The 13,706-nt window shown below is 40.6% G+C and carries 14 protein-coding genes and 1 pseudogene; 13 read left to right on the top strand and 2 right to left on the bottom strand.

All coding sequences use genetic code 11. From position 1 onward, the window contains the following. Positions 1–102 precede the first annotated feature (102 nt). The 8 genes from yqiS (at position 103) to IHV09_RS13140 (ending at position 8,669) form a co-directional block, all read left to right on the top strand. A complete protein-coding gene (gene yqiS, locus IHV09_RS13175; protein ID WP_197130958.1) occupies positions 103–1,008 on the top strand; it encodes a phosphate butyryltransferase in 906 nt (301 codons plus the stop codon). A 19-nt stretch (positions 1,009–1,027) separates the two neighbouring features. After that, positions 1,028–2,128 carry a branched-chain amino acid dehydrogenase gene (gene bcd, locus IHV09_RS13170; RefSeq protein WP_197130956.1) on the top strand — a complete coding sequence of 367 codons (1,101 nt, stop codon included), beginning with the start codon at positions 1,028–1,030 and terminating at the stop codon, positions 2,126–2,128. Positions 2,129–2,155: 27 nt separating this feature from the next. Next, on the top strand, positions 2,156–3,268 hold the full coding sequence (gene buk, locus IHV09_RS13165) for a butyrate kinase (RefSeq protein WP_197130954.1): 1,113 nt from the start codon (positions 2,156–2,158) through the stop codon (positions 3,266–3,268). Positions 3,269–3,293: 25 nt separating this feature from the next. Beyond that, complete coding sequence (gene lpdA, locus IHV09_RS13160; protein WP_197264682.1) at positions 3,294–4,715, top strand: dihydrolipoyl dehydrogenase; 1,422 nt, start codon at positions 3,294–3,296, stop codon at positions 4,713–4,715. A 13-nt stretch (positions 4,716–4,728) separates the two neighbouring features. Continuing rightward, entirely contained in the window at positions 4,729–5,721 is a 993-nt protein-coding gene (locus IHV09_RS13155; protein WP_197191507.1) for a thiamine pyrophosphate-dependent dehydrogenase E1 component subunit alpha, read from the top strand. 14 nt (positions 5,722–5,735) lie between these two features. Continuing rightward, positions 5,736–6,719, top strand: coding sequence for an alpha-ketoacid dehydrogenase subunit beta (locus IHV09_RS13150; RefSeq protein ID WP_197130948.1), 984 nt, complete (start codon positions 5,736–5,738; stop codon positions 6,717–6,719). 18 nt (positions 6,720–6,737) lie between these two features. Beyond that, positions 6,738–8,075, top strand: coding sequence for a dihydrolipoamide acetyltransferase family protein (locus IHV09_RS13145; RefSeq protein ID WP_197191508.1), 1,338 nt, complete (start codon positions 6,738–6,740; stop codon positions 8,073–8,075). 165 nt (positions 8,076–8,240) lie between these two features. Continuing rightward, the gene (locus IHV09_RS13140; RefSeq protein ID WP_144699187.1) at positions 8,241–8,669 is read left to right on the top strand and encodes a BrxA/BrxB family bacilliredoxin; all 429 of its coding nucleotides are present in this window, start codon (positions 8,241–8,243) and stop codon (positions 8,667–8,669) included. 266 nt (positions 8,670–8,935) lie between these two features. On the opposite strand, the pseudogene IHV09_RS13135 reads toward IHV09_RS13140, so the two are convergent. Continuing rightward, positions 8,936–9,232: pseudogene (locus tag IHV09_RS13135) on the bottom strand (NUDIX domain-containing protein); the annotation flags it as partial. A 260-nt stretch (positions 9,233–9,492) separates the two neighbouring features. On the opposite strand from IHV09_RS13135, the gene IHV09_RS13130 reads away from it, so the two are divergent. The 5 genes from IHV09_RS13130 to IHV09_RS13110 all read left to right on the top strand — a co-directional run bounded on the left by IHV09_RS13130 (position 9,493) and on the right by IHV09_RS13110 (position 13,524). Next, positions 9,493–10,278, top strand: coding sequence for a transporter substrate-binding domain-containing protein (locus tag IHV09_RS13130; RefSeq protein WP_197264681.1), 786 nt, complete (start codon positions 9,493–9,495; stop codon positions 10,276–10,278). An 18-nt stretch (positions 10,279–10,296) separates the two neighbouring features. Further along, entirely contained in the window at positions 10,297–10,956 is a 660-nt protein-coding gene (locus tag IHV09_RS13125) for an amino acid ABC transporter permease (RefSeq protein ID WP_197264680.1), read from the top strand. Continuing rightward, a complete protein-coding gene (locus IHV09_RS13120; protein WP_197264679.1) occupies positions 10,949–11,662 on the top strand; it encodes an amino acid ABC transporter ATP-binding protein in 714 nt (237 codons plus the stop codon). Before IHV09_RS13125 ends, IHV09_RS13120 begins: the two co-directional genes overlap by 8 nt. Positions 11,663–11,729: 67 nt before the next feature. Next, the gene (locus IHV09_RS13115; protein ID WP_231618298.1) at positions 11,730–12,722 is read left to right on the top strand and encodes an aromatic acid exporter family protein; all 993 of its coding nucleotides are present in this window, start codon (positions 11,730–11,732) and stop codon (positions 12,720–12,722) included. Positions 12,723–13,032: 310 nt separating this feature from the next. Beyond that, positions 13,033–13,524, top strand: coding sequence for a L,D-transpeptidase (locus tag IHV09_RS13110; RefSeq protein ID WP_197191510.1), 492 nt, complete (start codon positions 13,033–13,035; stop codon positions 13,522–13,524). Between the two features lie 43 nt (positions 13,525–13,567). On the opposite strand, the gene prli42 is transcribed toward IHV09_RS13110, so the two are convergent. Next, on the bottom strand, positions 13,568–13,660 hold the full coding sequence (gene prli42, locus IHV09_RS22825; protein ID WP_197130929.1) for a stressosome-associated protein Prli42: 93 nt from the start codon (positions 13,658–13,660) through the stop codon (positions 13,568–13,570). Between the last annotated feature and the right edge of the window lie 46 nt (positions 13,661–13,706).

Genomic DNA, 13,706 nt, shown 5'->3' with positions numbered 1-13,706 from the left:
AATTTATTGCATAGTTAATGCATGATTACTTAGATTTTAACTTCATTAAAAGTTGGCATGAAAATTGCATAGTTAATAAAGCGGTCAACAAGGGGGGATAGCATGCGTTTACAAAACTTGGTGAGCCAAGCCAAAAATCAACAAGAGAAACCAGTCATCGCAGTGGCAGAAGCTGGGGATCAGGAGGTTTTGGAAAGCATACTGAAATCATATAAAGAAGGGCTCGCCCATTTTATTCTGTTTGGAAACGGTAACAAAATTTCTGATTGGTTAGAAAGAAATTCGGATGTTCCGTTGGATGGAATAAAAGTTGTAGCTACAGATACATCTTCGGCTGCTTTAAAGGCGGTAAAAGCTGTTCATGATGGAGACGCTGATATTTTAATGAAAGGGCTTATCTCAACTTCTGCTCTTTTAAAAGCAGTCTTAAATAAAGAATTTGGTCTCCGTACAGGCAAAGTGTTATCACATGTTGCTGCATTTGAAGTAGAAGGATTTGAAAAATTGATCTTTATTACAGATGCTGCCATGAACATAGAGCCTGACCTTAATCAAAAAGTACAGATTCTACAAAATGCTATCGACTTTGCGGCTCGCACTGGCGTGAAGGTTCCTAAAGCGGCTGTTCTTGCAGCAGTAGAGAACGTTAATCCTGCTATGCAGGCCACATTGGACGCAGCGAGTCTTACTGTTATGAATCTTAGGGATCAAATTACAGGCGGTATCGTTGAAGGTCCTTTGGCTTTAGATAATGCAATTTCGAAGGAAGCTGCAGCTCACAAAGGAATTACCGGAAGTGTGGCAGGTGATGCAGACATCCTTCTCGTCCCAAATATTGAAACGGGAAATGTACTGTATAAATCGCTTATCTATTTTGCTCGGGCGAAAGTTGGAGCTGTGATCTGTGGTGCTAAAGCGCCGATCGTTTTAACATCTAGAGCTGATTCAGCAGAAAGTAAATATTATTCAATCGCTTTAGCTGTAAACTCAGTCATCACTGATAATTAAATCTTAGGAGGAAAACACAATGGAAATTTTTAAATATATGGAAACTTACGATTATGAGCAAATGGTGATCTGCCAAGATAAACAATCTGGACTAAAAGCAATTATCTGTATTCACGATACGACACTAGGTCCTGCACTAGGCGGAACAAGAATGTGGACATACGAGACAGAAGATGCAGCGATTGAAGATGCACTTAGACTTGCTAAAGGCATGACTTATAAGAACGCAGCTGCAGGATTGAATCTTGGCGGTGGAAAAACAGTAATCATCGGTGATCCAAAGAAAGACAAAAATGAAGAAATGTTCCGTGCGTTCGGTCGTTATATTCAAGGACTTAATGGACGATATATTACAGCAGAAGATGTAGGTACAACGGTTGAAGACATGGACCTAATCTACCAAGAAACACAATACGTTACGGGTGTATCACCTGCTTTCGGTTCAAGCGGTAATCCATCACCAGTAACAGCTTACGGTGTATACCGTGGTATGAAAGCGGCAGCAATGGAAGCGTTTGGTACAGATTCTCTAGAAGGAAAAGTTATCGCTGTTCAAGGTGTTGGACATGTTGCTTATACACTATGTAAACACCTTCACGAAGAAGGCGCATCATTGATCGTTACAGATATCAATAAAGAAGCTGTGCAACGTGCAGTTGAAGATTTTGGCGCAAAAGCTGTTGAGATCGATGAGATCTACAGCGTAGATTGCGATATCTTTGCTCCATGTGCACTAGGAGCAATTATTAACGATGATACGATTCCACAGATTAAAGCAAAAGTTATTGCAGGAGCTGCAAACAACCAACTTAAAGAAACGCGTCACGGTGATGCTATCCATGAGATGGGAATCGTTTATGCGCCAGATTATGTAATCAACGCTGGTGGAGTTATTAACGTAGCAGATGAGCTTAACGGCTATAACCGCGACCGTGCTATGAAAAAAGTAGAAACGATCTATGACAACATCGCGAGTGTTATCGAGATCTCTAAACGTGATAACATTCCAACATATCTCGCAGCAGATCGACTTGCAGAAGAGCGTATCGAACGCATGAGAATGTCTAGAAGTCAGTTCTTATTAAATGAAAGACACATCTTGTCTAACCGATCTCGTTAAGAGTTCGTATCAATGGAGGTTTGAAACGTGCATCAAAAAGAATTTCGCATACTAGTGATCAATCCGGGGTCAACCTCTACTAAGATTGGAATTTTCGATAACGAACGGCCAGTATTTGAAAAAACGATCCGTCATGATACAGAAACTATCCATTCGTTTGATTCTGTTATTGATCAGTACACTTTTAGAAAAGAAACGATCTTAGAAGCTTTAGACTACGAAGGCATCAATATTTCAAAACTGAGTTGTGTAGTCGGCAGAGGCGGTTTGTTAAGACCGATCGAAGGTGGCACGTACAGCGTTAATGAACCGATGCTCAAGGATCTGAAAAATGGTTACGCTGGTGAACATGCGTCGAATTTAGGTGGAATCTTAGCATTTGAAATAGCAGAAGGTCTGAATATCCCATCTTTTATCGTAGATCCAGTTGTCGTGGATGAGATGGATGAGATCGCAAGAATTTCCGGTGTTCCTGAAATGGAAAGAAAGAGTATTTTTCACGCGCTAAATCAAAAGGCTGTTGCGCGTCGTGTAGCAAAACAGTTAAATAAATCTTATGAAGCTCTTCGTCTTATTGTCGTTCACATGGGCGGAGGAATCACGGTAGGTGTTCACAAGGATGGCAGAGTGATCGATGTAAACAACGGACTGCATGGAGAGGGACCGTTCTCTCCTGAACGTGCAGGCACTGTTCCGATAGGCGATTTGGTATCACTCTGCTTCTCTGGTGAATATTACGCAGAAGAAGTGATGAAGAAGCTTGTTGGACAAGGTGGTCTTGTTGCCTATCTTGGAACAAACGATGCCAGGACCGTTGAAGAAAGAATCGAGAACGGTGACAAAAAAGCCGAGCTTATCTATGACGCGATGGCTTATCAAGTCGCAAAAGAGATCGGATCAGCAAGTACCGTTCTTTATGGACAAGTTGATGCGATCATCTTAACAGGCGGTCTAGCTTTCGGAAAAGAATTTGTTAAGAAGATAACAGACCGAGTTGAATGGATTTCTGATTGTATCATTCAGCCGGGAGAGAATGAGCTTCAAGCGTTAGCAGAAGGTGGCCTTCGTGTATTAAGAGAAGAAGAAACAGCAAAGGTTTATCCTGGAGGAAAAACGATTGCTAAAGTGTCACTGGATTAACTAACAGCAAAAGGAGATATGAGCGATGTCAAAAGACTTTGATTTGGTCATATTGGGCGGAGGGACTGGCGGCTATGTAGCTGCCATCCGAGCTGCTCAATTAGGAAAAACCGTTGCAGTTGTTGAAAAAGGAAAGCTTGGAGGTACTTGCTTACATAGAGGATGTATACCGAGTAAAGCTTTATTAAGAAGTGCTGAAGTATACAAAACAGCCAAAAAAGCTGCAGACTTTGGTGTTGATATTGAAGGAATCGGTTTGAACTTTTCCAAGATGCAAGAACGTAAGCAATCCATCGTAAATCAACTACACATGGGTGTACAAAGTTTGATGAAAAAAGGAAAGATCGAAGTCTATGAAGGAATCGGACGTATCCTAGGGCCATCCATCTTCTCTCCGATGCCAGGTACAATATCAGTTGAGTTTAATGATGGTACAGAAAATGAGATTCTAATTCCGCAGAACGTAATTGTTGCAACAGGGTCTAGACCACGTTCATTACCAGGATTAGAGATCGACGGTGATCTTGTTATGTCTAGTGATGAAGCACTTGAGATGGAGAACTTGCCATCATCAATCATCATCGTCGGCGGTGGAGTAATCGGGATTGAATGGGCGTCTATGCTCAATGATCTTGGAGTGGAAGTAACAGTACTAGAATATGCTGACAGAATCGTACCGACAGAAGACGAAGAGATTTCGAAAGAGGCTGCGCGAGTTCTCAAGAAAAAAGGGATCAAGCTCGTAACAAGTGCAAAAGTCCTTCCTGATACATTAGAAAAAGGCGAAAGCGTAATGATTTCAGCTGAACATAAAGGCGAGACAATACAATTTAGTGCCGAGAAGATGCTCGTTTCTGTTGGACGCATGGCGAACACAGAAGGTATCGGTTTAGAAAATACCATCATAAAAGTTGAAAACGGATACATTCAGACGAATGAATACTTCCAAACCGCAGAGAGCCACATTTATGCGATTGGAGATGTAATCGGAGGACTTCAACTCGCGCATGTTGCATCACACGAGGGGATCACAGCAGTAGAACACTTGTCTAACCTGCAACCTGAGCCGATCAACTATGATAATATTTCAAAATGTATCTATTCAAGTCCAGAGATGGCAAGTGTCGGTCTTACTGAGAAACAAGCTAAAGATCAAGGCTTCAACGTAAAAGTGGGCAAGTTTCCTTTTAAAGCGATTGGAAAAGCTCTTGTATATGGTGAAAGTGATGGGTTTGTTAAGATCGTTGCAAATAAAGACAACGATGACCTTTTAGGCGTTCATATGATCGGACCTCACGTAACGGATATGATCTCTGAAGCCGGCTTAGCGAAAGTTTTAGACGCTACACCGTGGGAGATGGCTCATACCATCCATCCACATCCATCTCTATCAGAAGTATTTGGTGAAGCAGCGTTAGCTGTTGAAGGAAAAGCGATCCATTTCTAAGGAGGTAAAACAAATGGCAGAATTACGTCATGAACAATTAGGCTTAACCAATGAAGATGTAATCCATATGTATAGAACGATGTTATTAGCAAGAAAAATTGATGAGCGTATGTGGCTATTAAACCGCGCTGGAAAAATTCCTTTCGTTATTTCGTGTCAGGGTCAAGAAGCAGCCCAAGTTGGTGCAGCGATGGCTTTAGATAATGAGAAAGATTTTGTGTTGCCGTACTACCGTGACATGGGTGTTGTTTTACAGTTTGGTATGACAGCGAAAGATCTTATGCTTTCTGGTTTTGCAAAAGCAGAAGACCCTAACAGCGGCGGTCGACAGATGCCAGGGCATTTTGGTTCTAAAAAGCTTCGTATCGTAACAGGTTCTTCGCCTGTAACAACTCAAGTTCCTCATGCTGTTGGAATCGCACTTGGTGGAAGAATGGAAGGCAAAGACCTAGTAACGTTCACAACGTTTGGTGAAGGATCTTCAAACCAGGGAGATTTCCATGAAGGAGCAAACTTTGCTTCTGTTCATAAACTTCCTGTTATCTTTATGTGTGAAAACAACAAATACGCGATTTCGGTTCCAATCTCAAAACAGCTCGCGTGTGTGAACGTTTCTGACCGTGCGATCGGTTACGGAATGCCAGGAGTAACAGTGGATGGGAATGACCCATTAGCTGTTTATGAAGCTGTTAAAGAAGCTGCTGATCGCGGTCGACGCGGTGAAGGCCCTACTTTAGTTGAGACAGTAGCGTATCGCTTAACGCCTCACTCATCAGATGATGATGATCGTGCGTACAGAACGCGTGAAGAGGTTGAAGAAGCGAAAGCAAAAGATCCGATTCATACATTTGCTGCTTACTTAAAAGAGAATGGTATCTTAACAGAAGAATTAGAAAAACAGATCACTGATGAGATTCAAAAAGAAGTGGATGAAGCTACAGATTATGCAGAGAACGCAAAATATGCTGATCCTGAAAGCGCACTTCTTCATGTATACGCAGAGTAAAGGGGGAAAACGAGATGCCGGTAATTTCATATATTGATGCTGTAACACAAGCCATTCGCGAAGAGATGCAACGCGATAAGCGAGTATTTGTAGTAGGTGAAGATGTTGGTGTACGCGGAGGAGTTTTCCGTGCAACGACTGGGTTGATTGAAGAGTTTGGTGAAGAGAGAGTGATCGATGCTCCTCTCGCAGAATCGGCTATTGCAGGAGTAGGGATCGGTGCTGCGATGTATGGCATGCGCCCGATCGCAGAGATGCAGTTCGCTGACTTTATCATGCCTGCTGTTAACCAGATTGTTTCTGAAGCGGCTAAGATCCGTTATCGTTCAAACAATGATTGGACGTGTCCGATCACGATTCGTGCTCCATATGGCGGTGGTGTCCATGGTGCACTTTATCACTCACAATCGGTTGAAGCACTATTCGCTAACGTACCAGGCTTAAAGATTGTTATGCCTTCTACGCCTTATGATGTAAAAGGTCTTTTGAAGTCTGCTATCCGTGATGAAGACCCTGTTCTTTTCTTTGAACATAAACGTGCTTACAGACTGATTAAAGGTGAAGTACCAACTGAAGAATATACATTGCCTATTGGAAAAGCTGATGTGAAGCGTGAAGGTGAAGATATTACCGTTATTACATACGGACTTTGTGTACACTTTGCTCTTCAAGCGGCTGAGAAGTTAGAAAAAGACGGAATTTCAGCTCATATTCTCGATCTTCGTACCGTTTATCCATTGGATAAAGAAGCGATCATCGAGGCAGCTTCCAAAACAGGTAAAGTACTTCTAGTAACAGAAGACAATAAAGAAGGAAGCATCATGAGTGAAGTTTCTGCGATCATTGCTGAAAATTGCTTGTTCGAACTAGATGCACCTGTTCAACGTTTAGCTGGACCAGATGTACCAGCGATGCCATATGCACCAACGATGGAAAAGCACTTTATGGTGAATCCTGACAAAGTAGAAAAAGCCATGAGAGATCTTGCGGCATTTTAACAATAGGAGGGGACTTTAATGGCTACAGAAAAAATTACAATGCCCCAATTAGGGGAAAGTGTAACAGAAGGTACGATCAGTAAATGGCTTGTTCAGCCGGGTGATACGGTAAAAAAATACGATCCACTAGCAGAAGTTATGACAGATAAAGTAAACGCAGAAGTTCCATCATCTTTTTCTGGAACGATAAAAGAGCTAGTTGCTGGCGAAGGAGACACTCTTTCTGTTGGCGAGTTGATCTGTTATATCGAAACAGAAGGAAAAGGCGAGGAAAGTGCACCTGCAACTTCATCTTCTAAAGAAGAGAAGACTGCAGAAACGGTTTCAACACCTACAGCTTCTTCGAGTACGAGTGCTAGTAAGCCTGCGGCAAACGTTGATCGAGCAGCGAGAGGACGTTTCTCACCTGCAGTGGTACGTATGGCATCTGAACATGGCATTGATTTAGACCAAGTAGAGGGATCAGGACAAAGCGGAAGGATCACTCGAAAAGATCTTCAGAGAATCATTGATTCCGGTGAGATTCCTACAAAAGGTAACAAGCCAGCTGCAGAAGATATTTCTGAAGCACCTGCTTCTGTCAGCACACAAAATACGGCTCAACAGCAACAATCAGCGCCAGCATTAAAGCCTGTCTCTATTGACACAATGCCTGGTGATATTGAGATTCCGGTATCTGGTATCCGTAAAGCGATCGCTCAAAACATGGTCCGCTCAAAGCACGAAGCACCTCACGCTTGGACGATGGTAGAAGTGGATGTAACCAACTTAGTAGAATATCGTAATTCTGTAAAAGGTGATTTTAAAACAAAAGAAGGATACAATCTTACGTTCTTGCCTTTCTTTATCAAGGCTGTTGTAGAATCACTAAAAGAATTCCCACAGATCAACTCCATGTGGGCAGGAGATAAGATCATTCAGAAAAAGGACATCAACATCTCCATTGCAGTTGCAACAGATGATGCATTGTATGTACCTGTCATCAAACATGCTGATGAAAAGTCTATCAAAGGAATCGCACGCGATGTTAAAGAACTAGCTGATAAAGTAAGAACGAATAAATTAGCTGGTGACGATATGAAAGGCGGAACGTTCACCGTAAATAACACAGGTTCTTTCGGGTCTGTGATGTCAACGCCGATCATCAACTATCCGCAAGCTGCTATCCTTTCAGTAGAATCGATCGTTAAGCGTCCAGTTGTTATGAACAATGGAATGATCGCTGTGCGTGATATGGTTAATCTTTGTCTTTCTCTTGATCATCGGGTCCTCGACGGTCTCGTTTGCGGACGCTTCTTAGCTTCGGTAAAAGCACGTTTAGAGGGTATGACAAAAGAAAACACATCCATTTATTAAAAAATGTATTTTTTAGGTTTATGCGGGTTTTATTGCGGGTAGAGATAACTATCAACACCTCCAAACCCCATAACCCCCTAAGAAAAGTGCCGTACATGTTACGGCATTTTTCTTTTTTATATGTCAGAAATTGAGTACAATAAGAAAGAAAGGAGCTGAATACGAATGAATTTTCAATTTAATCTTTTTAATGATGTAGTAGAGACGGCTCGTAAAGAAATGGTAGAGGCTGGCTATACGCAGCTATTTAAACCAGAAGATGTTGAAGAAGCTTTTAAAAAAGAAGGTACAACACTTGTTATGATTAATTCCGTTTGTGGCTGTGCTGGAGGAATCGCACGCCCTTCGGCTTCATATTCGGTAAAACAAGACGTTCGCCCAGACCATCTTGTTACGGTTTTTGCTGGACAAGATAAAGAAGCAACAGAGACAGCGCGTTCTTATTTTACAGGCTATCCGCCATCATCTCCCTCTTTTGCACTATTAAAAGATGGAGAGATCCAAATGATGGTAGAACGTCATGAGATTGAAGGTCACGAACCGATGGAAGTCGTAAACAAGCTGAGAAGTGCATTTGAAACATATTGTAAGTAGGGATTTAAGTGTGTATGAATGAGAGAAGCTGGCTCGAAATTGAGCCAGCTTTTTTTTATTGTTCATAAAATGATAGAACATGGATTTATTAGCGATTCTAAGGATTTGTGAGCGATTCTAAGGATTTGTGAGCGATTCTAGGGATTTGTGAGCGATTCTAAGGATTTGTGAGCGATTCTAGGGATTTGTGAGCGATTCCAGAGATTTATAATCGATTCCTAGTATTTATGATTGATCACTGTGTTCTCAGACCCACAAGAACTCTCTTAATCCAACCACAGCCTCTTTTTCACAGCCCACACATGAGACGAATGAAATAATAGCTCCTCAGCTTGATCAATATTCATCCACACTAACTCATGATCTTGATCTAATGGCACATTTGCATACTCTCCAAAGGAACCTGAATAAAAATACCCATCATTCAATAGATGTTCCCCTTGTCTCGTTCTAAAATATTGCTTTGCATTTCCCAAAAAGTGCTCCATCTTAAATGTATAGCCTGTTTCCTCTATACATTCTCTTTTCAAACAGACTATTTGATTTTCTCCATTTTCTATACCGCCTCCCGGTAAGAATCCTTAGCCATTCTGAACCATAACGGCAATATTTTTATTATCATCCGCGACGACAGCATACACAGCTTCTCGTCTACGATAACTAACATCCTTCATCTTTTCGCCAAATTGCAAAATAACCAACCACCTTATCAGAATGCATATAAATGCATTCAGAATTATTAAAATACTTAATTTTGTATATTTATGTGTTAATATTCATTTTAACGAATAAATATAAATGTTTTATACAGGGGGAACTACAAATGAAACGAAATCTTTTTAGCGTTTATTTTATCATAGTACTCGCGTTGTTGGCGGGATGTGGTGCGGTTGAAGAAAAGAGTTCTACAAGTACGGGAAGCGATGCGTCAGAGAAGACGTTAGTGATGGCAACATCTGCTGATTATCCTCCATATGAATACGTGGAAACAGCAAAAGGTGGAGAGATCGTAGGCTTTGATATTGATGTAGCGAATCATATCGCTAAAAAACTTGGTTATAAAGTTGAGATAAAGGACATGGACTTTAACGGGTTGATTCCTGCATTAGACAGCGGCAAAGCTGACTTTGTAATCGCCGGTATGACACCTAATGAAGAACGTAAAAAGACGGTAGATTTTTCAGATGAATATTATGCAGCTCAACAATTGATCGTTACAAAGGATAAAGCGATTAAAAGCGTAGAAGATCTTGAAGACAAAACGATTGGCGTTCAATTGGCTTCCATTCAAGAAAAAGAAGCAGATAAATTATTAAAGGATCATACATTCGAGGTTGTTCAGCGAAACAAGGTTACAGAATTGGTACAAGAGATGAAATCAAACCGTGTAGATGCTGCAATTATTGAAGATGCAGTAGCTTACGAATTTTTGAAGAAAAATAAAGACCTTTCCTCATTCGCATTGCCAAATACAGACGCTGCAGGATCGGCTATCGCTTTTCCTAAAGATAGTGAGCTAACAAAAGAGTTTAATGAAGAATTAAAGAAGATGAAAGAAGACGGTACATTGGACAAGCTTGTTGAAAAGTGGTTCGGTGTTAAAAAATAGAGAAAGAGAGTGGTAGGCATGAACTTGGATTTTGCCCAGCTCGTGCCTTCTATTCCGTATATTTTATACGGGATATGGGTTACGTTGCAGTTCGTGGCGGTATCGTTAGTACTTGGATTTTTATGGGGAACTGTACTTTCCCTTTTCAAAATAGGTAAGATCACAGTCTTAAGATGGTTTGCAGATGCATATACTTCGGTCTTTAGAGGAACGCCATTAATTCTTCAGATGCTATTGATCTATTATGCTGTACCTCAGCTGACAGGAGTCGATATTGGCGCATTTTCAGCAGGGGTATTAACATTTGCTCTTAATTCTGCCGCATATATATCAGAAATTATTCGTGCAGGTATCAATGCAGTCGACAAAGGACAGAAAGAAGCTGCCATGGCTTTAGGTGTTCCATACCGCACGATGATGTTAAGAATCATATTGCCTCAAGCATTTAAGAACATATTGCCTGCCTTGATGAACGAATTTATTACGTTAACAAAAGAATCAGCGATCGTATCGGTTATCGGAGCGCTTGATATTATGAGACGAGCTCAAATCGTAGGGGCAAGCAACTATCGCTTTTTTGAACCCTTGTTATTAGCGGGTCTTGTCTATTATCTATTAGTAATGATGTTAACATTGGCTGGTCGAGTTATGGAGAGGAGGCTTGCTAAGAGTGATTGATGTTCAAGGTTTGAAAAAGAGTTTCGGAAAGAACGAAGTATTAAAAGGAATAACGACTTCAATAAAAAAGGGAGAAGTTATAGCTGTGATCGGGCCTTCAGGATCAGGTAAGTCTACGTTTCTTCGTTGTTTGAATCTTTTAGAAACACATGATGAAGGTACAATTAAGATAGAGGATAGAGACATTAACGAGATGGAGCTTCATCTTCGTAAAAAGATAGGGATGGTGTTTCAGCATTTCAATCTTTTTCCTCATCTAACCGTTTTAGAGAATGTTACATTCGCACCGCAGCAAGTATTAAAGATTTCGAAAAGTGAAGCTGAGAGGGAGGCATCAGATCTCCTTAAAACCGTTGGGTTGAGTGATAAAGCGAACAGTTATCCTTCTAACCTTTCAGGCGGACAAAAACAGCGTGTGGCCATAGCGAGAGCACTTGCTATGAAACCTGAAGTTATGCTTTTTGATGAACCAACTTCAGCTCTAGATCCAGAGATGGTAAAAGAAGTGCTTCAAGTAATGAAGAACCTCGTCAAGCTTGGCATGACGATGGTTATCGTGACACATGAGATGGGCTTTGCAAAAGAAGTTGCCGATCGTGTTCTGTTCATGGATGATGGGAAATTAGTAGAAGATCAAGTGCCAGCTATTTTCTTTGAAAATCCGAAAACAGATCGAGCTAAAGCTTTCTTAGAAAAAGTGCTATAATGCTTAAAAAAGGACTTCTTAGCTGAAGTCCTTTTTCGTTTTTTGAATTTCATTGAAGTATGGAATAATGGTACAAGATGCAGAACGAGATGAGAAAGAAGGCATTCATTTTATGAAATTTACAATTGGCTATCGAACAGTAAAGACTGCAATCGGAGCAGGCCTTGCTATCGCCTTAGCAGAGTGGCTAGGGTTAGACTTTTATACGTCTGCTGGTATACTCACTATTCTTTGTATAAAGATAACGAAGAAGCGCTCGATCATCTCTTCATGGGAAAGGTTTGCCGCTTGTATACTCGGAATAGGTTTTGCGAGTGCGATCTTCTCACTGATCGGCTATCATCCTTACGCGCTAACCATTCTTTTGATCTTATTCATTCCAACACTCGTATCCCTAAACCTGAAGGAAGGTATCATCACATCGTCAGTTATCATCCTTCATCTATATACGCTTCAAAAAATCACATGGGAAATCGTGCTCAACGAATTTAGTATCATCGTAATTGGTATAGGAATGGGACTAATCATGAATCTCTACATGCCTTCGGTGGAAAAAATACTGTTAAACATGCAGAAGGAACTCGAAAAAAGATACAAAGTCATTTTTCATGAATTTCATCTATATTTAGCACATGATAAACATGAGTGGGACGGAAAAGAGATTACAGAATGTGCAGATCTTATCTCTAACGCAAAAAGCATTGCCTTTCGTGACATTGAAAATCATTTTCTACGGTACGAAAACCAGTATTATCACTACTTTAAGATGAGAGAAAAACAGTTTGAGATCATTCAGCGAATGCTACCGATCCTTTCTTCCATCGATAAAACATATGTTCAGTGTGAAAAACTAGGCAGCTTCTTCGAACGCCTAAGCGCCGCAGTTCACCCAGGAAATACAGCCGTTTTATTTTTAGATGATCTAGAAAACATGAGACAAGAATTTCGAGAGATGCATCTGCCAAAAGACAGAGACGAATTCGAAACACGCTCAAAGCTCTATCAGTTACTTCAAGACATCGAGGATTACTTGATCATCAAAAGTAAATTTAAGAAGTAGAAATTATTTTTTATTTTTCATATTTTTTACAGATTGGCATGACTTTTAAAAAAGGTTGTTTCATTTTATTACTTGTCTTCATTGAATAGGTTGGTTGGAGTGTAAGGTGCGAGACTCCTGCGGGACAAGCGGTCAGGTGAGACCCTTAAGGGCGCAAAGCGGCAAGGTGCTCACCGCCTGCCCCGCGGAAAGCGAGCGCCTGGAACGGAAATCAACTACTTTAAAATGCAGCTAAGAAAAAAACAAAAAAGCAGCTCATGACTTCCCCTGCATTTACAAATACTAAGTAAAAAATGACAGGGTGATAAAGATGGGAAAACTCAAGTTAGCTTTTATCTTGTTATTTTCACCAATATGGCCGATCGGAGACGCACATGCCTTAGGAGACCCTTATTTAATCATTAACAAAACATCCAACAGACTTGCATACGTTGAAGATGGGACCATTAAAGAAATCTACAAAGTAGCAACAGGAAAGTCGAAAGAACTAACACCAGAAGGCGAGTTTACAATCACCGTAAAAGCTGTGGATCCTTATTATCGAAAAAAAGATATTCCAGGTGGTGACAAAACGAATCCGCTCGGCACACGTTGGATCGGTTTTGACGCAAACGGAACGGACGGTCGTACCTTTGGAATTCATGGAAATAATAATCCATCGGCCATCGGAAGATATGTTACGGCAGGATGTATTCGTATGTATGAAAAAGATGTTCAGAAGCTTTACAGCAAACTAAAGATAGGCACAAAGATAAAAGTGATCCACTCACAAAAAAGCTTTGATGAGATTATAAAACAATAATAATGTAAAACCCCCAGTTCAAGAGAACTGGGGGTTAACGTTTTTATAAGAAAAAAGCGACTCCTGTTAAAAGACTGCTTAGAACGAGACAAATAATCATTACATAGACAATCGTTTTTATTAATTTTTGATTCAAAGCCTTTACCCTCCTATAAACATTTCCATCTTAATTGTATCTTGTT

This window comes from Fictibacillus sp. 23RED33 (genome assembly GCF_015903925.1).
GTDB classification, from domain to species: domain Bacteria; phylum Bacillota; class Bacilli; order Bacillales; family Fictibacillaceae; genus Fictibacillus; species Fictibacillus phosphorivorans.
The sequence above is the reverse complement of the archived record's forward strand: the minus strand, read 5'-3'. Positions and strand labels throughout refer to the sequence as shown.